Source organism: Streptomyces sp. NPDC045899, from assembly GCF_056431485.1.
Window position 1 is genome coordinate 182,318 of record NZ_JBWKKP010000007.1, and the last position, 25,926, is coordinate 208,243.

The 25,926-nt window shown below is 71.6% G+C and carries 23 protein-coding genes; 12 read left to right on the plus strand and 11 right to left on the minus strand.

Annotation, left to right across the window (positions count from 1 at the left end):
• A partial coding sequence (locus tag AC07FT_RS13325; protein WP_479176354.1) for a TetR/AcrR family transcriptional regulator occupies nucleotides 1-684 on the minus strand: 684 nt, incomplete at its 3' end.
• Between the two features lie 228 nt (nucleotides 685-912).
• Here AC07FT_RS13325 and AC07FT_RS13330 point away from each other — a divergent pair.
• The 7 genes from AC07FT_RS13330 to AC07FT_RS13360 all read left to right on the plus strand — a co-directional run bounded on the left by AC07FT_RS13330 (nucleotide 913) and on the right by AC07FT_RS13360 (nucleotide 8,674).
• Nucleotides 913-1,884 carry a tetratricopeptide repeat protein gene (locus AC07FT_RS13330; protein ID WP_471204695.1) on the plus strand — a complete coding sequence of 324 codons (972 nt, stop codon included), beginning with the start codon at nucleotides 913-915 and terminating at the stop codon, nucleotides 1,882-1,884.
• A 564-nt stretch (nucleotides 1,885-2,448) separates the two neighbouring features.
• The gene (locus tag AC07FT_RS13335) at nucleotides 2,449-3,066 is read left to right on the plus strand and encodes a DUF6230 family protein (RefSeq protein ID WP_254738633.1); all 618 of its coding nucleotides are present in this window, start codon (nucleotides 2,449-2,451) and stop codon (nucleotides 3,064-3,066) included.
• A gap of 136 nt (nucleotides 3,067-3,202) precedes the next feature.
• Nucleotides 3,203-3,733 (plus strand): DUF6114 domain-containing protein, encoded by a 531-nt coding sequence (locus AC07FT_RS13340; protein ID WP_254738635.1) that lies wholly within the window; start codon nucleotides 3,203-3,205, stop codon nucleotides 3,731-3,733.
• Complete coding sequence (locus tag AC07FT_RS13345; protein ID WP_479176355.1) at nucleotides 3,711-5,045, plus strand: hydrogenase expression protein HypF; 1,335 nt, start codon at nucleotides 3,711-3,713, stop codon at nucleotides 5,043-5,045. Before AC07FT_RS13340 ends, AC07FT_RS13345 begins: the two co-directional genes overlap by 23 nt.
• A 135-nt stretch (nucleotides 5,046-5,180) precedes the next feature.
• Nucleotides 5,181-5,600, plus strand: coding sequence for an effector-associated constant component EACC1 (locus AC07FT_RS13350; protein ID WP_254738639.1), 420 nt, complete (start codon nucleotides 5,181-5,183; stop codon nucleotides 5,598-5,600).
• Between the two features lie 3 nt (nucleotides 5,601-5,603).
• Nucleotides 5,604-6,917 (plus strand): caspase family protein, encoded by a 1,314-nt coding sequence (locus tag AC07FT_RS13355; RefSeq protein ID WP_479176356.1) that lies wholly within the window; start codon nucleotides 5,604-5,606, stop codon nucleotides 6,915-6,917.
• Nucleotides 6,917-8,674, plus strand: coding sequence for a Clp protease N-terminal domain-containing protein (locus tag AC07FT_RS13360; protein ID WP_479176357.1), 1,758 nt, complete (start codon nucleotides 6,917-6,919; stop codon nucleotides 8,672-8,674). The genes AC07FT_RS13355 and AC07FT_RS13360 overlap by 1 nt, the downstream gene beginning before the upstream one ends.
• A gap of 79 nt (nucleotides 8,675-8,753) precedes the next feature.
• Here the strand turns inward: AC07FT_RS13360 and pyk are convergent, their stop codons facing one another.
• The 3 genes from pyk to pta form a co-directional block, all read right to left on the minus strand.
• Nucleotides 8,754-10,181 (minus strand): pyruvate kinase, encoded by a 1,428-nt coding sequence (pyk, locus tag AC07FT_RS13365; RefSeq protein WP_479176358.1) that lies wholly within the window; start codon nucleotides 10,179-10,181, stop codon nucleotides 8,754-8,756.
• A 72-nt stretch (nucleotides 10,182-10,253) separates the two neighbouring features.
• Nucleotides 10,254-11,399, minus strand: a complete 1,146-nt coding sequence (locus AC07FT_RS13370) for an acetate kinase (RefSeq protein WP_254738645.1) — start codon at nucleotides 11,397-11,399, stop codon at nucleotides 10,254-10,256.
• Nucleotides 11,396-13,510, minus strand: a complete 2,115-nt coding sequence (gene pta, locus AC07FT_RS13375) for a phosphate acetyltransferase (RefSeq protein ID WP_479176359.1) — start codon at nucleotides 13,508-13,510, stop codon at nucleotides 11,396-11,398. The genes AC07FT_RS13370 and pta overlap by 4 nt, the downstream gene beginning before the upstream one ends.
• A gap of 210 nt (nucleotides 13,511-13,720) precedes the next feature.
• Here pta and AC07FT_RS13380 point away from each other — a divergent pair, with 210 nt between their 5' ends.
• The 4 genes from AC07FT_RS13380 (at nucleotide 13,721) to AC07FT_RS13395 (ending at nucleotide 18,610) form a co-directional block, all read left to right on the plus strand.
• Nucleotides 13,721-14,746, plus strand: a complete 1,026-nt coding sequence (locus tag AC07FT_RS13380) for a 6-phosphofructokinase (RefSeq protein ID WP_479176360.1) — start codon at nucleotides 13,721-13,723, stop codon at nucleotides 14,744-14,746.
• A 196-nt stretch (nucleotides 14,747-14,942) separates the two neighbouring features.
• Nucleotides 14,943-16,016: an RICIN domain-containing protein gene (locus AC07FT_RS13385; protein ID WP_479176361.1), complete on the plus strand. Its 1,074-nt coding sequence runs from the start codon at nucleotides 14,943-14,945 to the stop codon at nucleotides 16,014-16,016.
• Nucleotides 16,017-16,151: 135 nt separating this feature from the next.
• Complete coding sequence (locus AC07FT_RS13390; RefSeq protein ID WP_479176362.1) at nucleotides 16,152-17,480, plus strand: hypothetical protein; 1,329 nt, start codon at nucleotides 16,152-16,154, stop codon at nucleotides 17,478-17,480.
• Nucleotides 17,471-18,610 (plus strand): hypothetical protein, encoded by a 1,140-nt coding sequence (locus AC07FT_RS13395; protein WP_479176363.1) that lies wholly within the window; start codon nucleotides 17,471-17,473, stop codon nucleotides 18,608-18,610. Before AC07FT_RS13390 ends, AC07FT_RS13395 begins: the two co-directional genes overlap by 10 nt.
• 21 nt (nucleotides 18,611-18,631) lie before the next feature.
• Here AC07FT_RS13395 and AC07FT_RS13400 read toward each other — a convergent pair whose 3' ends face one another.
• Together AC07FT_RS13400 and AC07FT_RS13405 are read right to left on the minus strand one after the other, a co-directional pair.
• On the minus strand, nucleotides 18,632-19,477 hold the full coding sequence (locus AC07FT_RS13400; protein ID WP_479176364.1) for a carbohydrate ABC transporter permease: 846 nt from the start codon (nucleotides 19,475-19,477) through the stop codon (nucleotides 18,632-18,634).
• A gap of 164 nt (nucleotides 19,478-19,641) precedes the next feature.
• Nucleotides 19,642-20,151, minus strand: a complete 510-nt coding sequence (locus tag AC07FT_RS13405) for a DinB family protein (protein ID WP_479176365.1) — start codon at nucleotides 20,149-20,151, stop codon at nucleotides 19,642-19,644.
• 151 nt (nucleotides 20,152-20,302) lie between these two features.
• Here AC07FT_RS13405 and AC07FT_RS13410 point away from each other — a divergent pair, with 151 nt between their 5' ends.
• Nucleotides 20,303-21,277, plus strand: a complete 975-nt coding sequence (locus tag AC07FT_RS13410) for a nucleoside phosphorylase-I family protein (protein ID WP_479176366.1) — start codon at nucleotides 20,303-20,305, stop codon at nucleotides 21,275-21,277.
• Between the two features lie 11 nt (nucleotides 21,278-21,288).
• Here the strand turns inward: AC07FT_RS13410 and AC07FT_RS13415 are convergent, their stop codons facing one another.
• The 5 genes from AC07FT_RS13415 to AC07FT_RS13435 form a co-directional block, all read right to left on the minus strand.
• On the minus strand, nucleotides 21,289-22,281 hold the full coding sequence (locus AC07FT_RS13415) for an SDR family NAD(P)-dependent oxidoreductase (protein WP_479176367.1): 993 nt from the start codon (nucleotides 22,279-22,281) through the stop codon (nucleotides 21,289-21,291).
• A 107-nt stretch (nucleotides 22,282-22,388) separates the two neighbouring features.
• Complete coding sequence (locus AC07FT_RS13420) at nucleotides 22,389-22,778, minus strand: IPT/TIG domain-containing protein (protein ID WP_479176368.1); 390 nt, start codon at nucleotides 22,776-22,778, stop codon at nucleotides 22,389-22,391.
• Complete coding sequence (locus AC07FT_RS13425) at nucleotides 22,715-23,362, minus strand: IPT/TIG domain-containing protein (protein WP_479176369.1); 648 nt, start codon at nucleotides 23,360-23,362, stop codon at nucleotides 22,715-22,717. The genes AC07FT_RS13420 and AC07FT_RS13425 overlap by 64 nt, the downstream gene beginning before the upstream one ends.
• A gap of 263 nt (nucleotides 23,363-23,625) precedes the next feature.
• Nucleotides 23,626-24,525, minus strand: coding sequence for a carbohydrate ABC transporter permease (locus AC07FT_RS13430; RefSeq protein ID WP_479176370.1), 900 nt, complete (start codon nucleotides 24,523-24,525; stop codon nucleotides 23,626-23,628).
• 5 nt (nucleotides 24,526-24,530) lie between these two features.
• Entirely contained in the window at nucleotides 24,531-25,889 is a 1,359-nt protein-coding gene (locus tag AC07FT_RS13435) for an ABC transporter substrate-binding protein (protein WP_479176371.1), read from the minus strand.
• Nucleotides 25,890-25,926 lie beyond the last annotated feature (37 nt).

Sequence of the window (25,926 nt, forward strand, 5' to 3'; positions counted from 1 at the left end):
CCCTCTTTTACTCCCCACCCCCCCCCCCCCCCCCCCTCCCTCCCCTCCCCCCCCCCCCCCCCCCCCCCCCCCCCCCCCCGCCGCCAGTCCGTGCAGGAGCAGGGTGGCGAAGGAACAGGCCCACTCCCGGTCCACCGGTTCGGCGCTGACCAGCAGCCGGTGCACCACCGAGCCCGCGATCACATCGAAGATCAGGTCCGCGTTGCGGGCGGCCGCGGCGGGGTCCTCCTCGCCCGGCAGTTCCCCGCGCAGCTGGGCCCGCTGCCGCCCGATCAGCACCAGCCGCTTCTGCCGGTCCACGATGGCCGACCGCACCCGTGCGCCCAGCGCCTCGTCATGGGTGGCCTCGGAGACCACGGCCATCAGCGCGGTCTTGGTCTCGGGGCGCTCCAGCAGGGTGGCGAACCGCACCACCACGTCCTCGATGTCGGCCCGCAGACTGCCGTGGTCGGCCACTTCCAGCTGTTCGTCGAAGACCGCCGCCACCGCGTCCACGACCAGTTCGTTCTTCCCCGCCCAGCGGCGGTAGAGCGTGGTCTTGGCCACCCCCGCGCGCGCCGCCACATCGCCCATCGTCAGCTTGCCCCAGCCGAGCTCGACCAGCGCGGCCCGGGTGGCCCCGAGGATCGCGCGATCGGCCTCGGCGCTGCGGGGGCGCCCGGTACGGCGTGCGGGCGTGCTCATGTCCGCGACCTTACCCACTGGTGACGAAGGAAGACCTGGTGAGAGAGATCACCAGGGATCTGTGGCCGGATGACGGGGGCGGGGGTGACGCGGCGGCTCACGCCGATTACGCTACGACTCGTAGCGTAAGAGCGATGACCATGAGCGCCGGTTGGGGAGCCGGCGGGCCGGTCGGGGGCCGGTCGACGCGCTTTTCCATTCACCGCGCGAAGAGGGGAGGATAGGACCATGCAGCCACGGAACATGTCCATGAGTGGAGTGGTCGACCTCGCCGCGGTGAAGGCGGCCGGGGAAGCGAAGCAGAAGGCGGAGAAGGCGCGGGCCGACGCGGCCCGCTCCGGCGGCGCGCCCGCGCCCACGCGTCTGGTCTTCGATGTCGACGAGGCCGGTTTTCAGCAGGACGTCCTCCAGCGCTCCACCGAGGTACCGGTCGTCATCGACTTCTGGGCCGAGTGGTGCGAGCCGTGCAAGCAGCTCGGTCCGATCCTGGAGAAGCTGGCCGGTGAGTACGCGGGACGGTTCGTGCTCGCGAAGATCGACGTCGACGCCAACCAGATGCTGTTCCAGCAGTTCGGCGTCCAGGGGATCCCCGCGGTCTTCGCGGTGATCGCGGGCCAGCCGGTGCCCCTCTTCCAGGGGGCCGCGCCGGAGGCCCAGATCCGCCAGGTGCTGGACCAGCTGATCCAGGCCGCGGAGCAGCAGTTCGGCATCGTGGGTACACCGGTCGAAGGCGGCGCCGGGGACGCGGAGGCGGAGCAGTCCGCCCCGCCGCAGCCCGTCTCGCCGCATGACGCCGCGCTCGCCGCGGCCCACGAGGCGCTGGACGCGGGCGATCTGGGCGGTGCCGTCCAGGCGTACCGCAATGTGCTCTCGGACGACCCCGCCAACAGCGAGGCCAAGCTGGGTCTGGCGCAGGCGGAGTTGCTGGAGCGGGTCCAGGGCGTGGACGCGCAGACGGTGCGCAAGGCCGCCGCGGACCACCCGGGGGACGTATCCACCCAGATCGCCGCGGCCGACCTGGACCTGGTGGGCGGTCATGTGGAGGACGCCTTCGGGCGCTTGGTGGAGGCGGTTCGGAAGACGGTGGGTGAGGACCGGGAGAAGGCACGGCTCCATCTCCTCGGTCTCTTCGATGTGATCGGCGGTGAGGATCCCCGAGTGGTCACTGCGCGTAGTGCGTTGGCGCGCGTGCTGTTCTGACCTCGGCCTCCTCAAACGAGACAGCGACCGCTCTTTACCAAAACTTGGTAAACGCGGTCGCTGTTACTGCCAGTAAATGCACCCCTGTGGTTTGTCCGGTCTTGGAGTAAATCTCCCGCCCTTTCCGGTCACTTGACCGCGACCCTGCGTACCCGGCCGCGACCGTCTGGCCGCATGACGGTTATCCGTCCGTTACTCGCTAGTAACGAACCCCTTGTGCCCCGGCCCCGAATGGACCACGATCGGCCAAGCTCGGTCCATCCCCCCGTAGCCCGGCATCCGGTCGGCGCCACGGCGTGGTTGGGTCCCCACCGAGTAGGTCGGCGGCAGTGGCGCCGGCCTTGGACAGGGGGGTCCCTGCCCCAACAGGCAGGGCCTGTCCAGGAGGTTGCGCGAGAAGCGTGGCCAGTGGTTGTCGCTCGGGGGTGATCGCCGGTGTACACGGGTGCGGTAAGCGCCTGTGAGACGTGGGCGCTCTCCTTCCCGAGGACGTAGCACTTCTCCCATCCCAGGTCCGGGGTCACGACCCCGGCCGGAGATGTACGTCCGAGAAGGAGGAAAGTCATGGAGTCTCTGGCTCGTGGCGGGACCAGATGGAAGCGGTTCGCCGTAGTCATGGTGCCGAGCGTTGCTGCCACGGCCGCGATCGGCGTCGCCCTGTCCCAGGGTGCGCTCGCGGCTTCGTTCAACGTGTCCGGCCAGCAGTTCAAGGTCACGGCCGACCGGCTCGACGGTAAGGGCTTCGTTCAGTACGGCGCCCTTGACACACAGCACGGCGGGAAGACCATCCCCGTCGCGGTCTCGGCGTTCAAGAACGCCAAGATCAAGGGTCTGTGCCAGTCGGTCGTCATCCCGGTCCCGGTCTTCGGCGATGTGTCGCTGAAGCTGTCGGCCGGTAACGGCAGCAAGCAGGTCGAGGCGAAGAACCTCTTCATCGACCTGGACCAGCTGGACGCGGATGCCACGTTCCGCGGGATCAACATCGGTGTCGCGGCGGGCGATTCGACCAAGGGCCCGGGCATCAAGAAGGGCGACAAGGCCCTTCCTGGTTCCTTCGCCCAGGAGGCCGACTCGGCCACGCTGACCGATGTGAAGCAGACCGCCTGGGCGACCAGCGCGGGCACGTTCAAGCTCTCCGGCCTTTCGATGAAGGTCAGCAAGGGCAAGAACGAGTGCTTCTGACGCGCTGAGCTGGAGGGTGGGGGGCCGCGGCGCTGCCCCTCACCCGGCATCGCCCAGTCGCGCGCGGAGGCACCGCGCAACGAGTACCGCTGTAGAACCGCGATCGCAGATCGCCAGCCCCAGGGAGCTGTTTTCAATGAGTGCCGAGTCGCCGGGGGCGCGTGACCGTATCGGCCGCCTGCGGAGGTCCTTCCGGGAATGGCGCTGGCAGCGCCCGTTCTGGGCGGGGCTGCTGACCCTGCTGGCCGGACTGCCGATCATGTACTTCCCGTACAACAGCCTCAGCGCGGGCGGGTTCACCATCAACCTGTCCACCACCGCCGGATCCGCGTCGCTGATCATCGGTGTGCTGTTGGTGATCCTGGGCCTCACCATGTGGTTCCAGCCCGTCGTACGGGTGTTCGCCGGAGTCGCCTCGATCCTGCTCGGCCTGGTGTCGCTGCCCGTGTCCAACATCGGCGGCTTCCTGATGGGATTCCTGCTCGCCCTGTTCGGCGGCGGGATGAGCGTCGCCTGGGCGCCGGGCGAGACTCCCTCGGCCCAGCCGGCCAAGGGATCGGGTGCCGCGCCGACGGGCGACGAGGACGGTGACAGCGTGCCGGAACCGGCTGGGGCCGGGGCCGCACCGGACCAGGAATCCACCAATGGGAGGCACCGTGCGGGGTGACGAGGAGCAGGCGGAGGGCGCGGGCGCGCGCCGGGCGAGAACGGGACCACGCCACGCGGCGCCCAAGAAGTCGATGCTCACTCGCCTTCAGGTACCCGCGGGCAAGGCCATAGCGTTGGCCGCGATGCCCACCGCCGTGCTCATGGGCATGGGGCTGACGCCTCAGCTCGCCTCGGCGAGTCCCCGGCCCGAGGACCGCTACAAGGCCGGGCCGTGTGTGTCCCAGCCCGATGAGGCGGACAAGGACGCCAAGGACGAGAAGGGCGCCGAGGACGAGAAGGACGAGGCGGGCACCAAGGATCCGGCGGGGTCCGAGGGCACCGAGGGGTCCGGGGACAGCTCCGGCTCCACGGGGAACGGCGACACTCCGGCACAGAAGCCGGACCCCGCGCCGACCCCGACGGAGGAGACGTCCACGCCCGAGCCGGACCCGTCCGGTTCCGCCTCCGAGGACGATGACGAGTCCGGGGAGCCGAGTTCCACACCGAGCCCGTCGGAGTCCGACAACCCGCTCGACCCGCTGGGTCTCGGGGACAAGCTGCGCGACATCTTCACCCCCGACGACGAGGAGGACGAGGAGCCGGCGGAGCCGAGCACCTCGCCGAGTCCGTCGGAGTCCAGCACGCCCACCCCGTCCGCCGATCCGTCGTCCGAGAAGCCCGCCGACGCGGTCAAGGACACGGTGGACGAGGCCGGCGACAGTGCGAAGGACGCCGTCGACAAGGCGAAGAAGACGGTCGAGGACACCAAGGACGAGGCCGAGAAGGCCACGCCCTCGGCCTCCCCGTCCGCCTCGGAGTCCGGCGACAAGGACGGCAAGGACGCCTTCCCGTGTCCGGAGTTCGACGCCGACGCCTACAAGAACGCCGAGACCGACCCGACCCCCAGCCTGCTGCCCGACGAGCCCTGGACGCTCAAGAGCAGCATGCTGAGCCTGCACGGCCTGGACTACAAGGGCATCGTGGAGGTCAAGACCTACAGCGGCAAGGTCAAGAAGGTCCTCAAGTTCACCGCCAAGGGCATCGGCATCAAGGACCTGCACCAGACGGTCATCGGGCCGGGCGGCACCACCACGCATGTGCAGGCGCGTGAGGGTTCCACCTCGGACATCGAGAACGGCACGGTGACGATGTACACCGAGGAGCTGTCGGGCAACCTGCTGGGCATCATCCCGATCACCTTCAGCCCGAAGAGCCCCCCGCCGCTCAACCTCCCGGAGATCTTCTTCACCAAGGTCACCGTCAAGCAGGCCGGTCAGTTCGGCGGCGATCTGACCATTCCGGGGATGCGCGTCTACAAGACCGGGGAATGACCCCGCGACCACACAGACCCGTTCGGGAGCCGCGAAAACCCTCTTCCGGGAGGGAGCGCCCGTGGGCACCAACTCCGTTGCGCAGTTGGTGCCCACGGGCGCATTCGTGTCCGACGCGGCCTATGATTACCTTGAGTGTCCGAACGAACGCGCTCCATGTCGCTCGGGAGTGCGCTGCGGGGGAAGCGGGGGCAGCGGGTGGAGAACTGGATCTCGGTCGAGGGCGCGGACGCGGGCGCGGGGCTGGAATCGCTCGCCGACTGGCTGCGGGGCGAACCCCGGCTGGCGGGCCGGGTGCGGCCCAGGGCGGCGCCCCCGCGGCGGGGACAGATGGGCGCGGTCGCCGAGTTGCTGGTGGTCTCGGTCGGCGCGGGCGGCCTGCTTCCCGTACTGGCCGGGGCGGTGGGCGCCTGGCTGTCGCAGCCCCGGAGGTCCGACCTCCGGATCAAGGTGCACGCCCCTGACGGCCGACATATCGACATCGAGGCGAAACAGGTGAGCAAGGCCGCGGTGGAGGAGATCCTCCGCGAGGCGCTGCGCGAAGAGCGGGAGTAGACGGTGCGGCTGCCCGACCCCGAGCGCTCCCGGGTGGTCCTGATCGGCACCAGCACCTACGCCGACCCCGAGCTGCCGGATCTCCCGGCCGTGCGGCGGACGGTGCGGGACCTGGAGGCCACCCTGACCGACGCCGCCTACGGGGCCGTCCGCCCCGAGCACTGCACGGTACTGCTGGACAGCGGGGACCTCGACGAGGTCGGGGACGCGCTGTGGGAGGCCGCGCACCGGGCGGAGGACCTGCTGCTGGTCCATTACGTCGGACACGGTCTGATCGGACCCAAGCGCCACGACCTGTACCTGTCCCTGGCCAAGAGCCGTTGGGCCCGGCCGGAGTTCGGCTCGCTGGAGTACCGCAAACTGCGTGATGTGGTGCTGGACAGCCCCGCCGCCTCCAAGGTCATCATCCTCGACAGCTGCTTCTCCGGCCGGGCGCTCAGCGGCACCATGGCCGCACCGCGGACCACCGTGGCGGGACAGGTCGAGGTCGCGGGCACCTATGTGATGGCCTCCTCCCCGGACGACGCGGTCTCCCTGGTGCTGGACGGCGAGGAGAACACGGCGTTCACCGGACGGCTGGTCCGGCTGCTGCGCGAGGGAGTGGCGGACGGGCCCGAACTGCTCAGCATCGACGAGCTCTACCGGCGGCTCCAGCACACCATGGACGTCGAAGGGCTGCCCGAACCGCTCCAGCGCGGCAGCCGTACCGCGGCCCTGCTCGCCCTCGGCCGCAACCGCGCCCACGGGCTGAGTGCCGACCGCGCCCGGTGGGCCCGCCACGAGGCGGCCGTGGCGCTGTGCGAGGCCGGGCGGTACCAGGAGGCGGCCGACGCGCTGAACGTCCTCCTGGAGGAGCAGCGGACGCTGTTGGGCGCGGACCACGAGGAGACGCTGCGCGGCCGCCAATGGCTCGCGCACAGCCTCGGCGGGGCCGGGGACCCGGCGGGGGCAGCCCGGACGCTGGGTGAGATCCACGCCCGGCAGCGGACTCTGCTCGGCGCCGACCATCCGGACACCCTGCGCAGCCGCCAGTTCCTCGCCGTCAACCTGGGCGAGTCCGGTCGGCGTCCGGAGGCGGTCAAGATGCTGCGGCTGCTGCTGATCGACCGGCGGCGGGTGCTCGGCCCGGACGACGTCCACACCCTGCGCACCCGGCACGTCCTGGCCCACAACCTGGCGCGCTCCGGGGAGCCGGACGAGGCGGAGGCCCTGCTGCGCGAACTGGCCGCCGACCGTGAGCGGATCCTCGGCGCGGACCATCCGCACACCCGGCGGGCGCTGAGCGATCTGTCCGCCCTGCTCCGCGAGGTGAGTTGATGTTCGAGCGGTTCACCGACACCGCGCGGCGCGCCGTCGTGGTCGCCCAGGAGGAGGCCCGGCGCTTCCACCACGACTACATCGGCACCGAGCACCTCCTGCTCGGTGTGTTCGCCGTCGCCGGTACCCCGGGTCTCCAGGCCCTGGAGGCGGCCGGGGTCGCCCCGGACGCGGTGCGGGCCCGTACGGAACAGATCATGGAGCGCGGCGCGGTGGCTCCCACGGGCTATATCCCCTTCACCTCAGGTGCCAAGAAGGTGCTGGAGCTCTCGCTGCGCGAAGCCCTCCAGCTGGGGGTCGGCCACATCGGTACCGAGCATCTGCTGCTCGGGCTGATGCGGGAGGGCGAAGGGGCCGCGGCCCAGGTGCTGCGGTCCTTCGGCACCACTCTGGAGGGCCTTCGCAACTCCGTGCGCGCGCTCGAACCGCTCTCCGCCCCGGAGGCGCAGGGTCCTGCGACGCAGGAGCAGGAGCCGGTCGCCCCGGCCCCCGTCGTACAGACCCGGTCCAGCGGTTTCCAGTTCGAGCTCTACACCGACCGCGCCCGCCGGGCCGTGGTGTCCGCGCAGGAAGAGGCGCGGGGCCTGAAGCACAACTACATCGGCGGCGAGCACCTGTTGCTGGGCCTGCTCACGGCGGGGGGCGTGGCCGGTTCGGCCCTGGAGAGCCTGGGAGCGTCGCACGCGTGGGCGCACGGCCGGATCGTGGAGATCATCGGGCCTGGCACCGAGACCCCCACCGGCCATCTCCCCTTCACTCCACGCATCAAGAAGGTGCTGGAGCTCGCCCTGCGGGAGGCCGCCACCCTCGACCACCGCTACATCGGTGTGGAGCATCTGCTGCTGGGGCTGATGCGCGAGGGCGAGGGGGTGGCCGTGCAGCTCCTCATCGGCCTCCTCGGCGAGGACGGCCCCCGGCGGGTGCGTGAGCGGGTCGTGCGGCTCATCACCGCTCCGCCGACGGCGCAGGAGCAGGAGCCGTCCGTACCGGAACCACCCGTGCCCGCGGAGCCGCCGGTGACCGCCTCGCGCGATCTCACCGAGGCCGCGCGGCGGTCGCGGCTCGATCCGGTGGCCGGGCGGGAGCGGGAGATCCAGCGTCTGATGCAGGTGCTGATGCGCAAGTCCCGCAACTGTGCGCTGCTGGTGGGGAAGCCGGGCGTCGGCCGGACGTCGATCGTCATGGGGCTGGCCCAGAGGCTGGCCGGTGATGAGGCGCCGGCGGGGCTCTCCGGAGTGCGGCTGCGCGCCGTCCACCCGGGTCAGCTGCGTACGGCGCTGGCGGAGCTGCGCGATCCCGCCACCACCGTGCTCTTCCTCGACGACGCCGATCTGGCCGAGGGGTCCGACACCCTGTCCGCGCTGCGGGAGTCCGGGGTCCGGGTGATCGCGGTGGTCGAACCGGCCGCGCACCGGCCCGCGCTGGAGACGTTCTTCCAGCCGGTCCCGGTGGGTGAGCCGTCCCTCGACGACACGGTGGCCATCCTGCGGCTGCTGCGCCCCGAGTACGAGCGTCACCACGCCGTCTCCATCACCGATGACGCCCTGGAGGCCGCCGTCACCCTCACCGTCCGCCACCTCCCCGGCCGGGTGCTGCCGGGCAAGGCCATCGAGGTGCTGGACGAGGCCGGGGCCCGGGTCCGGCTGACCGACGGTGCGCAGACGGTGGACGCGGCGGTGGTCGCCGAGCTGTTCGCGGAAGGCCAGGGCCCGCCGCGGCGCTTCGACGACGACCGCTATGTCTGGGCCATGAGCTGAGGCCCGCCGGTCAGACGCCGACGGCCGGGCTCCCGGGGGAGTCCGGCCGTTCGCCGTCCGCGCGCGGTGGGGGAGGGGGTTACTGTCCCTCGCCGCCCAGGTGGTGCACCCGCACCATGTTGGTGGTGCCGGGGACGCCGGGGGGTGAACCAGCAGTGATGATCATGGTGTCGCCCGCGGAGTAGCGGCCCAGCTTCAGCAGTTCGGCATCGACCAGGTCCACCATGGCGTCGGTGTTCTCGACGTAGGGCACCACGAAGGACTCCACGCCCCAGCTGAGGGTCAGCCGGTTACGGGTCGCGGCGTCGGTGGTGAAGGCCAGGATCGGCTGCTGGGCGCGGTAGCGGGAGAGCCGCCGGGCGGTGTCACCGGACTTGGTGAAGGCCACCAGCGACTTGGCGCCCAGGAAGTCGGCGATCTCGCAGGCCGCGCGGGCGACCGAGCCGCCCTGTGTACGCGGCTTCTTGCCCGGCACCAGCGGCTGGAGACCGCGGGAGAGCAGCTCCTCCTCGGCGGCCTGGACGATCCGGGACATCGTCTTCACGGTCTCGATCGGGTACGAGCCGACCGAGGACTCGGCGGAGAGCATGACCGCGTCCGCGCCGTCCAGGATCGCGTTGGCGACATCGGACGCCTCGGCGCGGGTGGGGCGGGAGTTGGTGATCATCGACTCCATCATCTGGGTCGCCACGATCACCGGCTTGGCGTTCCGGCGGCACAGCTCGATCAGCCGCTTCTGCACCATCGGGACCTTCTCCAGCGGGTACTCCACCGCCAGGTCGCCGCGGGCCACCATCACGGCGTCGAAGGCATCGACGACCTCGGTCATATTGGCGACCGCCTGCGGCTTCTCGACCTTGGCGATCACCGGCACCCGGCGGCCCACCTCGTCCATCACCCGGTGGACGTCGCGGACGTCGGCCGCGTCCCGGACGAAGGACAGCGCGACCATGTCGCAGCCCAGGCCCAGGGCGAACTTCAGGTCCTCGACGTCCTTCTCGGACAGCGCCGGGACGTTGACCGCCGCGCCCGGCAGGTTGATCCCCTTGTGATCGGAGATCACCCCGCCCTCGATCACGATGGTCCGCACCCGCGGACCCTCGACCGCGGTGACCCGCAGCTCCACGTTGCCGTCGTTGATCAGGACCTGGTCGCCCTTGGACACATCGCCCGGCAGCCCCTTGTAGGTGGTGCCGCAGATGGTCCGGTCACCGGGGACGTCCTCGGTGGTGATGATGAACTCGTCACCGCGGACCAGCTCCACCGGACCGTCGGCGAAGGTCTCCAGGCGGATCTTGGGGCCCTGGAGGTCGGCCAGCACGCCCACGGCGCGGCCGGTCTCCTCGGACGCCTTGCGGACGCGGTGGTACCGCTCCTCGTGCTCCGCGTGACTCCCGTGGCTCATATTGAATCGGGCCACGTTCATCCCGGCCTCGATCAGCGACTTCAGCTGGTCGTAGGAGTCGACGGCGGGGCCCAGGGTGCAGACGATTTTGGAACGGCGCATGAGGCTGATCCTATCGGTTTGTTTCGGAGCGGAATATTTCAGGCCGGAGAAGGACCGACAACAAAACGACGGCTAGTCGCTGACCAGGTCGAACGTCTGGCTGGCGATCTCCAGCTCTTCATCGGTGGGCACCACGGCCACCGCGACCCGGCTGTTCTCGGTGGAGATCAGCCGCGCCCCGGAGCCGCGCAGCGCGTTGCGCACCGCGTCCACCTCGACACCGAACGCGGTGAGCCCGCGCATCGCCGCCTCCCGGACCGCCGCGGAGTTCTCCCCCACGCCGGCGGTGAAGGCGATGGCGTCCACCCGGCCGAGTACCGCGGTGTACGCGCCCACATACTTCCGCAGCCGGTGGATGTAGATGTCGAAGGCGAGCTGTGCTTCGGCGTCGCCCTCGCCCATCCGGCGGCCGATCTCCCGCATGTCGTTGTCCCCGCACAGCCCCAGCAGTCCGCTGCGCTTGTTCAGCAGGGTGTCGATCTCGTCGATGGACATCCCGCCCACCCGGGACAGGTGGAAGATCGCCGCCGCGTCCAGATCGCCCGAGCGGGTGCCCATGACCAGGCCCTCCAGCGGGGTGAGCCCCATCGAGGTGTCCACGCACACCCCGCCGCGCACGGCCGAGGCGCTGGCCCCGTTGCCCAGGTGCAGCACGATGGTGTTGACCTCGGACACGTCCCGGTCCAGCAGGGCGGCGGTGGCGCGGGAGACATAGGCGTGCGAGGTGCCGTGGAAGCCGTAGCGGCGCACCCCGAACCGGTCGGCGGTGTCCACGTCGACGGCGTAGCGCGCGGCGGACTCCGGCATCGTCGAGTGGAACGCCGTGTCGAACACCGCGACCTGCGGCAGGTCCGGGCGCAGCTCACGGGCCACCTTGATCCCGGTGACATTGGCCGGGTTGTGCAGCGGGGCCAGCGGGATCAGCTTCTCGATCTCCTCGACCACCTCATCGGTGATCAGTGCGGGCTCGGTGAACCGGGTGCCGCCGTGCACCACCCGGTGGCCGACCGCCGCCAGCTCCGGTGAGTCCAGCCCCAGGTCCTGCCGGGCCAGCTCCTCGGCGACCTGCTTGAGGGCGGCCGCGTGGTCGGCGACCGGGCCCTCCCCGATGCGCTCGACGAGGCCGGAGGCGAGCCGGGTGCCGTCAGCCATGTCCAGCAGCTGGTACTTCACCGAAGAGGAGCCGGAGTTGAGGACGAGGACGCGGGAGCCGTTCACGCGGACTGCACCTTCTGTGTCGGGGACGTGGAGGTCGGGGACGCCGGGGACTGCGCCTGGATGGCGGTGATGGAGACGGTGTTGACGATGTCCTGGACGAGTGCCCCGCGGGACAGGTCGTTCACCGGCTTGCGCAGACCCTGGAGCACCGGGCCGACCGCGACGGCGCCCGCCGAGCGCTGGACGGCCTTGTAGGTGTTGTTGCCGGTGTTCAGGTCCGGGAAGATCAGCACGGTGGCCTTGCCCGCCACCTCGGAGTCGGGCAGCTTGGTCGCCGCCACCGCCGCGTCCACCGCGGCGTCGTACTGGATGGGGCCCTCGACCAGCAGATCGGGGCGGCGCTCCCGCACCAGCTCGGTGGCCTTGCGGACCTTGTCCACATCGGCGCCGGAGCCGGAGGTGCCGGTGGAGTACGAGAGCATCGCGATCCTCGGCTCGACCCCGAACTGGGCGGCGGTGGTCGCCGACTGGATGGCGATGTCCGCGAGCTGCTCGGCGTCGGGGTCGGGGTTGACCGCGCAGTCGCCGTAGACCAGCACCCGGTCGGCCAGGCACATGAAGAACACCGACGAGACGATGTGGGCGCCCCGCGCGGTCTTGATGATCTCGAAGGCGGGCCGGATGGTGGCGGCGGTGGAGTGCACCGCGCCGGAGACCATGCCGTCGGCCAGCCCCTCCTGCACCATCAGGGTGCCGAAGTAGGAGACGTCGGCCACCACGTCGTAGGCCAGCTCGTAGGAGACGCCCTTGTGGGCGCGCAGCTCCGCGTAGTTCTCGGCGAAGCGCTCCCGCAGCGGTGAGGTCTGCGGATCGACCACATCGGCGTCCGCGAGCTGGATGCCCAGCTCGGCGGCGCGCTTGCGGACCGCGTCCTCCTCGCCGAGCAGGGTGAGGTCGCAGACGTCCCGGCGCAGCAGCACATCGGCCGCCCGCAGCACCCGCTCCTCGGTGCCCTCGGGGAGGACCACCCGGCGCCGCTGCGAACGGGAGCGCTCGATCAGCTCGTGCTCGAACATCATCGGGGTGACCCGGCCGGAGCGGGCCACCGCGATCCGCTCGGTGAGCGCCGCGGTGTCCACGTGCCGCTCGAAGAGGCCGAGCGCGGTCTCCGCCTTGCGCGGCGCGCCCGCGTTGAGCTTGCCCTCGATCGCGAACAGCTCGGCCGCGGTCGGGAAGGACCCGCCCGCCACCGACACCACCGGGGTGCCCGGGGCCAGCCGGGAGGCGAGCGCCAGGATGTCCGGGCCCGGCCGCTCGTCCAGGGTGAGCAGCACTCCGGCGATGGCCGGGGCGCCCGCGCTGTGCGCGGCCAGCGCGCCCACGATCAGATCGGCGCGGTCCCCGGGCGTCACCACCAGACAGCCCTCGGTGAGCGCGGGCAGGAAGCTGGGCAGCATGGCGCCGCCGAAGACGAAGTCGCGGACGTCCCTCGACAGTCCGCCGTGATCGCCGAGCAGTACCTCGGCGCCCAGGGTGCGGACGATCTGCGAGACGGTGGGCGCCGACAGCGAACCGTCCTCGGGCAGTGCGTAGCAGGGGACCGGCAGCCGGGAGTCCAGCCGGCCGGCGATCGCCTCGCGGTCCTCGGGGGCGACCCGGTTGACCACCACGGCGACCACGTCACAGCCCTGGGCCTCGTAGGCGCGGTAGGCGTTGTGCGCCTCGGCGCCGACCGACTCCGCCGTCTGGTTCTGGCCGCCCACCACGGTGATCACCGAGGCGCCGAACTCATTGGCCAGCCGGGCGTTGAGCCCCAGCTCGTCGGGGAGGCTGGTGGCAGCGTAGTCACTGCCCAGCACCAGGACGTACTCGTACTCCCGGGCCACCTCGTGGAACCGGCCGACCAGCCGTGACACCAGCTCGTCGGAGCCCCGCTCGGCCTGGAGGCGGGCCGCCTCCTCGTACGTCATACCGAGGGCCGACCCGGGGGACTGGCTCAGCCGGTAGCGGGCCCGCAGCAGGTCGAAGAGCCGGTCGGGGTCGTCGTGCACCAGGGGCCGGAACACCCCGACCCGGTCGACGTGGCGGGTCAGGAGCTCCATGACCCCCAGTTCGACGACCTGGCGCCCGTCGCCACGTTCGATCCCGGTCACGTACACGCTGCGCGTCACGCGTGATCTCCGTTTCCTCGGCGTTCTTCGGTGTTGTCCTGGCGTACGTCCTTCGGACGCAAATTGACCACATTGTATGGCCCAGTCCTCTTGACAATACCTGCGGCCGTCGTTAAGGCGCTCGCCAGTACGAGGGATACAGCACTACCCAGCCCATGAAACAATCGGACTGGCTCAGATCTACCCGTAGGGAGCAGGAGACACAGCACGATGCGCATCGGAGTTCTCACCGCAGGCGGCGACTGCCCCGGCCTCAACGCTGTGATCCGTTCGGTCGTCCATCGCGCGGTGGCCGGTCACGGTGACGAGGTGATCGGGTTCGAGGACGGGTTCAAGGGCCTCCTCGACGGCCGCCACCGCAAGCTGGACCTCGACGACGTCGGCGGCATCCTCTCCCGCGGGGGCACCATCCTCGGCTCCTCCCGGCTGGAGCGGGCCCGGCTGCGCGAGGCGTGCGAGACCTCCAGGGACCACGCCCGTGACTACGGCATCGATGTGCTGATCCCGATCGGCGGCGAGGGCACCCTCACCGCCGCCCGGATGCTCTCGGACGCGGGGCTGCCCATCGTCGGCGTTCCCAAGACCATCGACAACGACATCTCCTCCACCGACCGCACCTTCGGCTTCGACACCGCCGTCGGTGTCGCCACCGAGGCCATGGACCGGCTGAAGACCACCGCCGAATCGCATCAGCGGGTGATGGTCGTCGAGGTCATGGGGCGGCACGCGGGCTGGATCGCCCTGGAGTCCGGTATGGCGGGCGGTGCCCACGGCATCTGTCTGCCGGAGCGGCCCTTCGAGGTCGACGCCCTGGTCAAGATGGTCGAGGAGCGCTTCTCCCGCGGTAAGAAGTTCGCGGTCATCTGTGTGGCCGAGGGCGCGCACCCCGCCGAGGGCGCGATGGACTACCAGAAGGGCGAGATCGACCAGTACGGCCACGAGCGCTTCGCCGGGATCGGCAACCGCCTGGCGGCCGAGCTGGAGCGGCGCCTGGGCAAGGAGGCCCGCCCGGTGATCCTCGGCCATGTGCAGCGCGGCGGTACCCCCACCGCGTACGACCGGGTGCTCGCCACCCGCTTCGGCTGGCACGCCGTCGAGGCCGCGCACCGAGGTGACTTCGGCATGATGACCGCACTGCGCGGCACGGACATCGCCATGGTGCCGATCGCGGACGCGGTCACCGAGCTGAAGACCGTTCCGGTGGACCGCATGGACGAGGCCGAGTCGGTCTTCTGAGCCCGTTCGGACGCCCACGACGGCGGCCGTAACCGTTTCCGCGCGGATCGGTTACGGCCGCCGCTCCTTTTTCATCCGTCGACGAAGTTCACCCTTGAACAATCGGCGTGGGTGAACAAGGCTGTTCCCGTGTCCGGGACACACCCCGGACCCGTCCCGGGCAGCGCCGGGACACAGCGGCGGGGGAGAACCACAGATGGCCCAGGTCGTCAGCGCTCCGGATCCACAACACGCCCGGAGCCCCGAGGAGTTCACCGCCCGGATGCGGGCGCTCAAGGACTGGTCGCGCCTGACCGACCGGGAGTTGGCGGCGCGCGCCGAGGCGGCCGGGGAGCCGCTGCCGCGCACCACCCTCGCCGGAGTGCTGGGGTGTGCCGCGCTGCCGGGCGAGGATCTGGTGGCCGCGTTCGTCCGGGCCTGCGGGGTCGGCCCCGCCGAGCTCACCGTCTGGCTGTCGGTCCGGGCGGACCTGGCGGCCCGCACCGCGCCGGGCGGCGGACCGGTCCCCGCCCGTGCCCGCACCGTCGTCCCCGCCACCGTGATCGTTCCGTACCGGGTCCGCGCGGACCGGGACGACGACGATGGCGGCGGCCCGCCGGAGCCCCCGGACGGCCTGCTCGGCCTGTCCTCCTTACGCCGCTCCCGCGCGGTGACCCTGCTCTCCGTGCTGGCGCTGACCGCCACCGTCGTGGCCATCGCGGTCACCACCCGCGGCAGCCACCACGGCGGGACGTCGGCGGGCAAGCGGCAGGAGGGCGCGGGGCAGCGGTCGGACTCCATGGCTTCGACCTCCGGCGCCGCGTTGCCCGCCCCCGTCCCCGGGGCGTACCGCATCCGGGCCGCCCACTCCGGGCAGTGCCTGTCCGAGCGCGCGGACGAGCCCACCGACTGGGTCTACCAGGCGCCCTGCGGGGACGACCGCCCCGCCTTCTCCCTCGAGCGGCTGGACGGCGGCTACTGGCGGATCGCCGCCCGGCACCAGGAGGACGGCTCCGGCTGTACCGGGATCGCCGGCGGGCGGACGGTCGAGGGGGCCTTCCTCGTCGACGCCGTATGCGGCTCCCGGGGCGCGGGTGAGAAGTTCCGGCTGGAGGCCGTCGCCCGCCCGGCCACCGGATACCGGCTGCGGCCGGTCCACACCGGCTACTGTCTGACGGTGCCGGGCGGCACCGCGGAACCCTGGGCCCATGTGGTCCAACTCCCCTGCCGGGAGGGCGAATCGGGGCAGGTCTTCCGTTTCGACCCGGTGGTCTCCGGGGCGCGCCGCTGACCCCCCGTCCCCTCTGGTACTGTCCCCGCGATCAGGGAAGCCGCCGGGTCCGTGAACGCCGGGGCAGACCTGACCACGGGGGACACCTGATCGTGGGGAACGCTTGATCAGGGGGGACGAAGGAGTACGGGCGGGATGCGGGGTTTACCGGATCGCGGGTGGCTGCGCCACACGGTCCTCATCGTGGTCATCACGGCACTGGTCGTGGGGGTCGTACTGGCCACCCGGGGCGGCGAGGGCGGTCATCGTGCCGCCAACCGGGCCCAGTTGAAGAAGGCGTGCGACGGCACCCTGCCCTACCGCGACCTGGCGCCCCGGGCGCCCGACGGCCACCAGGGCGAACTGCGGCAGTACGGCACGATGCTGGCGCCGGGCCAGGACAGCCGCTCCCTGCTGGACTGCACGCTGTCCTGGGGTGACGGCCACGGGGTCACGGTCCACGCCGAAGCGCTGGTCTCCGGTGTGCCCGAGGAGACGAAGACCCGGGAACTGCTCGAACCCAACGGTGGCGAGGGCACCTTCGTGGCACCCGGCACCACCGGCCAGTACGGGCGCCACGGCGCCTGGCTGGTGGCCGACTGCCGGAACGGACTGGCCGGACGCACCCGTCCCACCACCGATCTCTACGTCCGGGCCCGGGTCACCGACGGGGACGACGCGGGTGACGGGGGCGGGCCGGACCGGAGCGGCCGCGAGCGCGCCGCCGCCCTCGCCGGATTCCGCACCGCCGTCCACGTCGCCAACGCCATCACCGCCTCCCAGCACTGCGGTGGCGCCCCGCTGCCGATGCCGGCCGAGGTGCTGGACACCTACGAGGCCCACACCAGGAAGGGCCGGTGGCGGCCGGAGCGGATCGATGAACCCGGCCGCGATCTGCGCAAGTGCCGCTGGATCGGCGACCCCGCGCCGCTCGGGGTGAAGTCCGGCCGCTGGACCACCCTCGGCGACCTCCAGGAGTCCGGCGCGCTGAGCGCCTGCGTCGGCGACTGGGACGAGGAGGCCGAGGAGAACGACGGCGCCTCCCCGGAGGAGTGGGAGATCACCGGTGTGGAGGCGGCCAGCTGGTCGGGGATCCTCGGCCGGTCCGCGTACGACGCGTACGAGCGCGAGGGCCATGTGCCGGGCTGGGGCGTGGACGAGGAGCGGGGCACCGTGCCGCAGGACGGCTCCGCCCGCGGCGACCGGGGCGAGGACCGCATCTCCTCCTACGCCTCGCGCCCCCAAATCGCCCTGTGGGCGCGGTCGGTGTGCGGCGGCCGGGCCACCTATCACCGGGTGTCCGTCCTCCCCGAGGTCCGCTTCGACGACGGGGAGACCGCCGTCCTCGGCGCGAAGGACCGCGCCCGCATGTCCCGGGCCGTCCGCGCGGTACTGGACCGCTATCTGCGGAGCGACGACGCCTGGCCGAGGACGGCCGGGTGCCGTGACACCAAGGTGCTCGGAGAGGTGGAGCAGTGGCACTGATCCCACGGTGGCTCCCCCGGCGGCGGTCGCGCGCCCTGGTGGCCGTCGCGGTGGCGCTGGCCGCCCTCGCGGGAGTGATCGTCTGGTTCGCGGGCAGCGGGGACCGGGCGCTGGACGAGGCGTGTGACGGGGTGCTCCCGGTCGACGACGTCCGCGCCGTACTCGGCGACGGCGATGTGGAGGTCACCAATCGCACCGAGGGGTCCTTCGGCGGCACGGGCCGGAGCGGGCGCGGCAACTCCCTGTCCGTGCGCTGCGAGGTGAAGGCCGAGGGGACCGGCAGCCTGACGGTGAGCATCGCGGGGTCGCCCCGGCCGGAGGACGAGTACGGCACGGGTGAGCTCTACGCCGCCGTACCGGCCCGCGACACCCTGCCCGTCCCGCTCGGTCACGGCTGGTCCGGACTCTTCGCCACCGACAGCGCCCGGCTCGGCGACGGTGAGGACGGCGAGGCCACCACCGCCGTACTGCTCCCGTGCGCCAAGGGCGGCGACTCCCTGCTGATCACCGTCGACACGGTGCTCGGCCGCGACATCACCCTCGACGACCCCGCCGCACGCCCCGACTTCGTCCGCACCGCCACCGCCACCGCCGAGGCCGCCGACGACCACTGGGACTGCGGGGCGCGGCTGGGGAAGCCGGTGCGCGGGGTCGACCTCCCGGTCAACGAGGACGAGTACGAACCGCTCATCGGGGCCGAGGGCACCTGCGCCGGGGTCCCGACGGCCGCCCGCTCCGCCGTCTCCACCGCCCGGGAGACCGCCCGCGAGGGCGCGCCCCGCGAGACCTGCGCGCTCGGTGCCCGGGACGGCTCCCCGCGCTACCGGCTGGAGGCGTACTACGGCCCGTACGCGGAGGACGCCCGCTCCCAGTTCACCCGTGACTACGACTACGAGAACGTCACCCCCGCCGAGAAGCCCGCGGGCCGCCTGGGCCGCAGCGCCTACTGGGCCGGGGCCACCTGCCCCCGGGGCGCGGAGTCCGCGCTGTACCTGATCCGCGCCGACGACGCCGACGGCGACGCCCGCCGCAGCCCGGACCTGTCGTACGAACGCGCCGCCCTCAAGGCGTTCGCCACCCGCTCCGCCGCCCATCACGGCTGCGAGGCGCCGTCGCTGCCGGGCGGATGAGCCGGTGGCGCCGTCAGCGGCTCACCCCTTGACGGCGCCGCCCAGCGCGAAACCCCCGCCCATCCGGCGGGCGATCAGCACGTACAGCAGCACCACCGGGGTGGAGTAGAGGATCGAGAACGCGGCGAGCTGGCCGTAGACCACCTGACCGTAGTTGCCGAAGAAGGTGAAGATGGACACCGAGGCAGGCAGCTGCCCGGGGTCCAGGAGCAGCATGAAGGGGACGAAGAAGTTGCCCCACATCATGATGAAGCTGTAGATCGTCACCACCGTGATGCCCGGTCCCATCAGCGGCAGGATCACCCGCGTCAGACCCTGGAACCAGGACGCCCCGTCCGTCCAGGCCGCCTCCTCCAGGATCACCGGAACACCGTCCATGAAGTTCTTCATCAGCCAGATGGCGAAGGGGAGTTGGGAGGCGGCGAGGAAGAGTGCGGTACCCCCCATGGTGTCGATCAGATTCACCTGCACGAACAGCCCGTAGACCGGAACCATGATCGCGGTGATCGGCAGACACGTGGTGAACAGCACCGTCAGCAGGTACGGGCGCACCATCCGGGAGCGGAAACGGGACAGCGGGTACGCGGCCAGCGCGGCGCACACCACCGTCAGCACGGTGCCGCCGCCGCACAGCAGCAGACTGTTGAGCATCGGGGTGAAGGTGATCTCGTCCGTCCAGACGGCCGAGAAGTTCGCCAGGGTGGGCGATCCGGGCGCCGAGACCCGCAGGGTGGCCTCCTCGTCGACCGAGGCGAGCACCAGCCACGCCAACGGGAGGAGGAAGGCCGCGGCCACGGCCAGCAGCGCGCTGTCGGCGGCCAGCCGGCGGCGGCTACGGGCGGACCAGCGGGGGAGACGGAGGGGCACGGCGGGCCGGACGGGGCGGGGCGACGTATGAGGACGGGAGAGCACGGACAACCTCGGACCTCCTCGCGCGGTGAGCGCAGTCGATCAGCGTCCCGTCCATGAAACCGGTTGCCCCCGGCGCGGCGGAAGACCGGTGCACCCGCACGCCACCGGGCCCACTACCTTCAGGCCCCGGTGGCCCCGTCCACCGCCTCCCGCAGCAGATCCGCGTGGCCGTTGTGGCGGGCGTACTCCAGCAGGACGTGCAGCAGCACCATCCGCAGCGACACCTCCTTGTCCCAGCGGGGCTGATACCCGGCCACGTCCAGGGAGGCCGCCTCGCGTTCGATCCGGCGGGAGTTCCCGACCTCCGCCTCCCACGCGCCGAACGCCTCGGCCCGGTCCGACCCGCTGTCGTCGTAGGCGGCCTGGAAGTCGACGGTGTCCGACCACACCATCGGCGCCTGGTCGTCCTCGAACGTCCGCCGGAACCAGGCGCGTTCCACCTCGGCCAGATGGCGCACCAGCGCGAGCAGCGACAGCGACGAGGGCGGCATCGACCGCTGCCGCAGCTCCTCGTCGGTGAGCCCTTCGCACTTCATGGCGAGCGTGGTGCGGTGGTACTCGAGACAGGCGCGCAGCGTCTCGCGCTCATCGCCGAAGGGGGGCGGTCCGGTGCGGGGGTCGGTGGTCATCGGATGGCTCCTCGCTCGTCGTCCGGCCGCCGCGCGCGGCCTCCCGCACCGCATCCGATCACGGCCGGCCGCCGTTGTCGTCCGGCTTCCGCCGGTCCGCGGTGCGGTGGGTCGACCGGGGCACGAGAGGGAGCTCCTAGCCTGACCGCCCATGGTCATGCTCCCGCGCTCCCCACGGCCCCGGACCCTCGCCGTCCTCGCGGCGGTCCTCGGCGCCGTCGCCGCCCTCGTGGGCCCCGGCCCGCTCCCGTACGCGTCCGGCCGGACGGACGGCGGCGGGTTCCGGGTCCGCGTCCTGGTCCTCACCATGTTCCCCGCGGAGACCCGGCCCTGGCTGGAGCGGGAGTCGCTGCCCCGCACCGTCGACGTCCCCGGCGCCACCGCACCGCTGCGCTGCTCCGGGCGCGGGCTGTGCGTCACCACCACCGGGATGGGGAAGGCCAACGCCGCCGCCGCCGTGGCGGCGGTGCTGAACTCCCCCCGGCTCGACCTGGACCGGGCGTACTTCCTCACCGCGGGCATCGGCGGCACCCCGCCGGACAACGGCACCCTGGGTTTCGCGTCCTGGGCCCGCTGGCTGGTCGACTACGACCTCGGCCACCATGTCTCGCCCGCCACCGACCCCACCGTGCCGCACGGCTACCTCAAGGGCGGCGCGACCGGCACCAACGCCTTCCGCCTCGACGACCGGCTCGTCGAAACCGCCTACCGGCTCACCGAGGACACCGGCCTGGCCGACAGCCTTGCCGCCGCCGGGAACCGCGGTCACTATCCGGGGCAGTCGGGCCGGACCCCGTACGTCGCCGTCTGCGACAGCGTCACCGGGGACAACTACTGGACCGGCGCGGACCAGTCCGCGCGCGCCCGGTACATCACCGAGCTGTGGACGAAGGGCGACGGCGACTACTGCATGACACAGATGGAGGACACCGCCATCGCCGCCGTACTCGCCCGCCACGGCCACCTCGACCGCTATCTCGCGCTGCGCACCGCGAGCGACTTCGACCGGCCGTACGCGGGACAGAGCGCGAAGGAGGTGCTGACCGAGTTCCCGGGCCTGGGGATCGCGGTGGAGAACGCCTACCGCGTGGCGTCGAAGGTGGCCCATCACCTCAGCCGGCGCTGAGCGGGGCCCGCTCAGCGGGTGGCGAAGGCGTCCACGCCGGTGAGCCCGGCCGACAGCCGCCAGAGCCGGGCCGCTGCCGCCCGGTCGGTGGCGTAGTCGCGTACGCCCTCGATCAGTTCGCCCTCCCCGGCGGGCTCGGCGATGTCGCAGTCCTCGCAGTACGCACCGCCCAGCTCCGCCAGCGCCGGTGAGGTGGCCGCCCACACCTGGGTGGCCGCGCCCTGCTCCGGTGTCTTGAACGCGCCCGCCACATTGCCGTGTTCATCGATCCAGCCCGCCGCGATCATCTCCTCCCGGGGGATGTGGCGGGCCAGCCCGGTGGCGATGGTGCCCGGGTGGACGGAGAACGCCCGCACCCCGGCGTCCCGGCCGAGGACGTCGAGCCCGACCGCGAACAGCGCGTTGGCCGTCTTCGCCTGCCCGTACGCGGCCCACTTGTCGTAGCCGCGCTCGAACTGCGGATCGTCCCAGCGGATGTCGGAGAGCTGATGCCCGTTGGACGACACCATGACCACCCGCGCTCCGCCGTCCACGGTCCCCGCACGGCGTGCGCCCCCGGCGGCGATGGCGGGCCACAGGCGGTTGACGAGCGCGAAGTGGCCGAGGTGGTCGACGGCGAACTGCGCCTCCCACCCCGGTCCGACCCGGGTCTCGGGACAGGCCATGATCCCGGCGTTGCCGATCACCATGTCCAGGGGGCGGCCGGAGCCGAGCAGCCGCTCGGCGAAGCCGCGGACACTGTCCAGGTCGGCGAGGTCCAGCTCCCCGACCTCGACGTCCCCGCGGATCCCCGCGACCGCCTCCCGGGCCGCGGCCATCCGCCGCGCCCCCACCACGACCCGTGCGCCCGCGCCCGCCAGCGCCCGTGTCGTCTCCAGCCCGAGACCGGAGGAGCCGCCGGTGACGAGGGCGTCGCGGCCATCGAGGTCGATCCCGCGCAGAACGTCGTCCGTGGTGCTCCGGGGCCCGAAACCCGATCCGATCCGCTGCTGAGGTGTGGTCATGCCGGGGAAACTACGTCCTGGAGTGCGCTCGAGGGCAACGCGCGCCCCGGGGCCGCCCCGGGTTCACTCCGGCGGGGCCACGCGGGGCCACGCGGACGGTGTGGGGCTCAGCCGAAGATGACCTGGGTGACGCCGGGGACGAAGCCGGTGCCGGTGATCACGACCGTCTGACCGCCGCTCGCCGGACCGCTGTTCGGGGTGACCGAGGTGACCGTGGGACGGCCCGGGACGGGACCCCCGACATAGGTGTAGCGGGTCCGCGGTGTGACGGCGCTGGTGCCCGAGGGGTTGACGGCGGTGACGTCGACGGTGCCGTAGTAGCGGGGCGGGATGACGTAGACCCAGGTGCCCAGGACACGGTCGGTCTGGAGGATGGTCGACGGATGGCCGCCGAAGTTGACGGCGGTCACATCGGCCAGATGGGTGCCGATGATCAGGACCTGGCTCGGCGGCTGACCCGCTGACGGGACGACGGAGGTGACGGTCGGCACAGGCATGGCGGGGTCCCCTCTGAGGGCTGACGGCAGGTGGCGTGGACGGCGGCGGCACGAGGCGTAGTACGGCACCCGTGCCGCTGCCGGTGTGTGGCGGCGTCAGCCGAAGGTGACCTGGGTGTCCCGGCCACGAAGCCGGTGCCGGTCACCGTGACCGTCTGGCCGCCCGAGGTCGGACCCGCGGGCGGGACCACGGCGAGCACGGTCGGGGAGACGGCGTAGGTGTACGCGCCGGGCAGTGTCGCGGTGCCGCCCAGCGTGGTGACGGTGACGTCGACGGTGCCCACCCCCGGGGGTGTGACGACGGTGACGTTCAGCCCGGGCACCAGGCCGAACAGGACGGTCGTGGTCCCGGCCGCGAAGCCGCTGCCCGTGATGGTGACGGTCTGACCACCGAGGAGCGGACCGCTGGACGGGCTGACCCCGGTGATCGTGGGCACGGCGAGGTAGAGGTACCCGTTGGGCAGGGTGCCGCTGCCGCCCGGGGTGGTGACCGTGACGTTGGCGGGACCCGCCGCACCCGCCGGTGTGGTGACGGTCAGCGTGGTGGGCGTGAGGACGACGACATTGGTGCCGGGAGCGGCCATGACTGATCTCCTTGGGTGATGTGTCCGTACCTGAGTCCGCATGGGCCAGGGCCGGGCCATCTCCCGCGGAGCGGATGATCGGGGGCTTGCGGCGCGGGCCGTGCACCGTGGTCGAGCGGGTGATTCCCGGCGCGGTGGCGGGGAGAACCCGGCTCGTGCGCCGGACGGGAGCGTTGGCCGCAACGCGGGGGCACATGAGTGGTGTGCGGTGTGCGCGGGCGGAACGCGTCGTGTGCGGGCCGCCCGCCCTCCGGATCCGCCGGTCAGACCTCCTCTCTCATCAGCCGGAGGTAGACCAGCGAGAACAACGCGCCCACCAGCAGCAACAACAGGGCCACCGCGGTGCCGTAGCCGATGAGGGCCTTGTTGAACGCCTGGTCGTACATGAACACCGGGAGGGTCTGGCTGCGGTTGCCGGGACCGCCGCGGGTCATCGCCCAGATGAGGCCGAACACCGACAGCGTCTGCAAGGTGTTCAGCATCAGATTGGTGCCGATGGAGCGGCGGATCATCGGCAGGGTGATGTGCCACAGACGGCTGAAGCCGCCCGCGCCGTCGACCTCGGCCGCCTCGGTGATCTCCTTGGGGATCTCGGAGAGCGCGGCGGAGTAGACGAGCATCGAGAAGGCCGTGCCGCGCCAGACGTTGGCGAACGACACGGCCAGGATCGGCAGTGTGAAGAGCCAGTTCTGCGACGGCAGACCCAGCCCGTCGAGAACCGCGTTGAGCGTGCCCTCGCGGCGGAAGAAGGCGTACAGCAGGAAGCCCGCCACGATCTCCGGGAGCACCCAGGCCGCGATGACGATCGAGCCGGTGAGGGTGCGCACCGGCCTGGACGCGCGCCGCATCAGCCCCGCCAGGGCCAGGCCCAGGGTGTTCTGGCCGATGAGGGAGGACACGAAGGTGAAGACCAGGGTGAGGACCACGGCGTTGCGGAAGTCCTCGTCGCCGAAGGCGCGGCGGAAGTTGTCCAGGCCGACGAAGTCCGTGGTGGCCGCACCGGTGAGCTGCATATCGGTGAAGGCGATGTAGACGCAGTAGCCGATCGGCCCGCCGAGGAAGAGCAGCAGCAGGACGGTGGCCGGGGCGAGCGGAAGCCAGCGCAGGGGGCGGCGCAGGCGCCGCCCCCGCCCCGTGGCCGCCACCTTGGTCGCGGTGGTCACCGGGCTCAGCCCTTGCTGACCGTGGCGCCGTCGGTGAGGGACTCCAACTGGTCCGCGTAACTCCCGGCGGCGCCGCGCGGGGAGGCGTCGCCCGTGGTGACCGCCTCCATCGCCTCGCCGATGGCGGAGGACACCTGGGGGTAGACGGGGAGCGCCGGGCGGTAGTGGGTGTACTTCACCAGACCGGTGAAGAAGGTGATCCCGGGCATGGACCTCAGATACTCCGGGTCCTTCGCCACGTCCTCGCGCACCGCGATCTGCGCGCCGATGATGTCCCACCGCACCGCGTTCTCCCTGGTCTGCAACTGCTGGATGAACTTCCAGGCCAGATCGGGGTTCTTGGACTTCGCGGTGATCGACCAGGTCCAGCCGCCGGACATGCTGACCTTGCCGGGGGCCTGGCCGGTCCGGGTGGGCATCGGGGCCTGGCCGAGGGTCCTGGACCACTCGGGCCACGGTTTGCCGCCGGTCTTCAGCCAGTTCTGGCCGAGCCAGGAGCCGTCCAGGGCGATGGCCAGCTTGCCCTCGGGCAGCCATTCGCTGAAGACGGTGGTGCCCACATTGGGGTCGAGGGCGTCGGAGGTTTCGGGGCCCAGCTTCTCGGAGTAGACGGTGCGCAGGAACGACAGGGACTGCTCGAACCCCTTGCCGCCGGTGACCCACTTCTTGGCCGCGGGATCGTAGAGGGGGTCCTCGCCGGTGCCGTACAGCAGCATCTCGAACCCCTGCATCACCGAGGTCTCACCGGGGGCCTTACCGGTGTAGACATTGAGCGGGATGACGCCGGGGACCTTCTTCTTGATGGTGCGGGCGGCCCGGAGGATCTCGTTCCAGTCCTTCGGTGCCCAGTCCTCGGGCAGTCCGGCCTTGGCGAAGATCTCCTTGTTGAACCACAGGCCGCGGGTGTCGGTGCCGTCCGGGACGCCGTAGGTCCTGCCGTCCTCGGCCCTGGCCGCGCTCTTCGCGGTGTCGACGAACCGGTCCCAGGTCTTCCACTTCGCCAGATAGCCGTCGAGGGGGCGCAGATAGCCCGCCTCGATGTCGGAGTTGATCCGGAAGGTGTCCTCGTAGACCAGGTCCGGCGCGGTCCGGGGCGACCGCATCATCTGCTGGACCTTGGTGGCGTAGTCGTTGTCCTGCGCCTGGATCGGGATCAGCTTGACCTTCTTGCCGGGGTTCGCCTTCTCGAACTGCTTCTTCACCGCGGCGAGGTGGTGGTCCTTGAACCGGATCTTGTTGTCGGTGGAACGGTTGTAGACGACCTTGACGGTGTCCGGGTCGCTTCCCGAGCCACCGCCGCAGGCGGTGAGACCCGCGGTGGCGACGAGGGCGGCGGAGAGGATCAGTGGAGCGGTGGGGCGCACGAGCACGACCTCCTTGCGCTGGCCTCGATGGGCTGGC

Bases quoted from the DNA above. Each gene is read 5' to 3' on its own strand.
- AC07FT_RS13330 (WP_471204695.1), top strand. From the start codon at position 913: ATGCAGCCACGGAACATGTCCATGAGTGGAGTGGTCGACCTCGCCGCG.
- AC07FT_RS13335 (WP_254738633.1), top strand. From the start codon at position 2,449: ATGGAGTCTCTGGCTCGTGGCGGGACCAGATGGAAGCGGTTCGCCGTA.
- AC07FT_RS13340 (WP_254738635.1), top strand. From the start codon at position 3,203: ATGAGTGCCGAGTCGCCGGGGGCGCGTGACCGTATCGGCCGCCTGCGG.
- AC07FT_RS13345 (WP_479176355.1), top strand. From the start codon at position 3,711: ATGGGAGGCACCGTGCGGGGTGACGAGGAGCAGGCGGAGGGCGCGGGC.
- AC07FT_RS13360 (WP_479176357.1), top strand. From the start codon at position 6,917: ATGTTCGAGCGGTTCACCGACACCGCGCGGCGCGCCGTCGTGGTCGCC.
- pyk (WP_479176358.1), bottom strand. From the start codon at position 10,181: ATGCGCCGTTCCAAAATCGTCTGCACCCTGGGCCCCGCCGTCGACTCC.
- AC07FT_RS13380 (WP_479176360.1), top strand. From the start codon at position 13,721: ATGCGCATCGGAGTTCTCACCGCAGGCGGCGACTGCCCCGGCCTCAAC.
- AC07FT_RS13385 (WP_479176361.1), top strand. From the start codon at position 14,943: ATGGCCCAGGTCGTCAGCGCTCCGGATCCACAACACGCCCGGAGCCCC.
- AC07FT_RS13390 (WP_479176362.1), top strand. From the start codon at position 16,152: ATGCGGGGTTTACCGGATCGCGGGTGGCTGCGCCACACGGTCCTCATC.
- AC07FT_RS13405 (WP_479176365.1), bottom strand. From the start codon at position 20,151: ATGACCACCGACCCCCGCACCGGACCGCCCCCCTTCGGCGATGAGCGC.
- AC07FT_RS13410 (WP_479176366.1), top strand. From the start codon at position 20,303: ATGGTCATGCTCCCGCGCTCCCCACGGCCCCGGACCCTCGCCGTCCTC.
- AC07FT_RS13415 (WP_479176367.1), bottom strand. From the start codon at position 22,281: ATGACCACACCTCAGCAGCGGATCGGATCGGGTTTCGGGCCCCGGAGC.
- AC07FT_RS13420 (WP_479176368.1), bottom strand. From the start codon at position 22,778: ATGCCTGTGCCGACCGTCACCTCCGTCGTCCCGTCAGCGGGTCAGCCG.
- AC07FT_RS13425 (WP_479176369.1), bottom strand. From the start codon at position 23,362: ATGGCCGCTCCCGGCACCAATGTCGTCGTCCTCACGCCCACCACGCTG.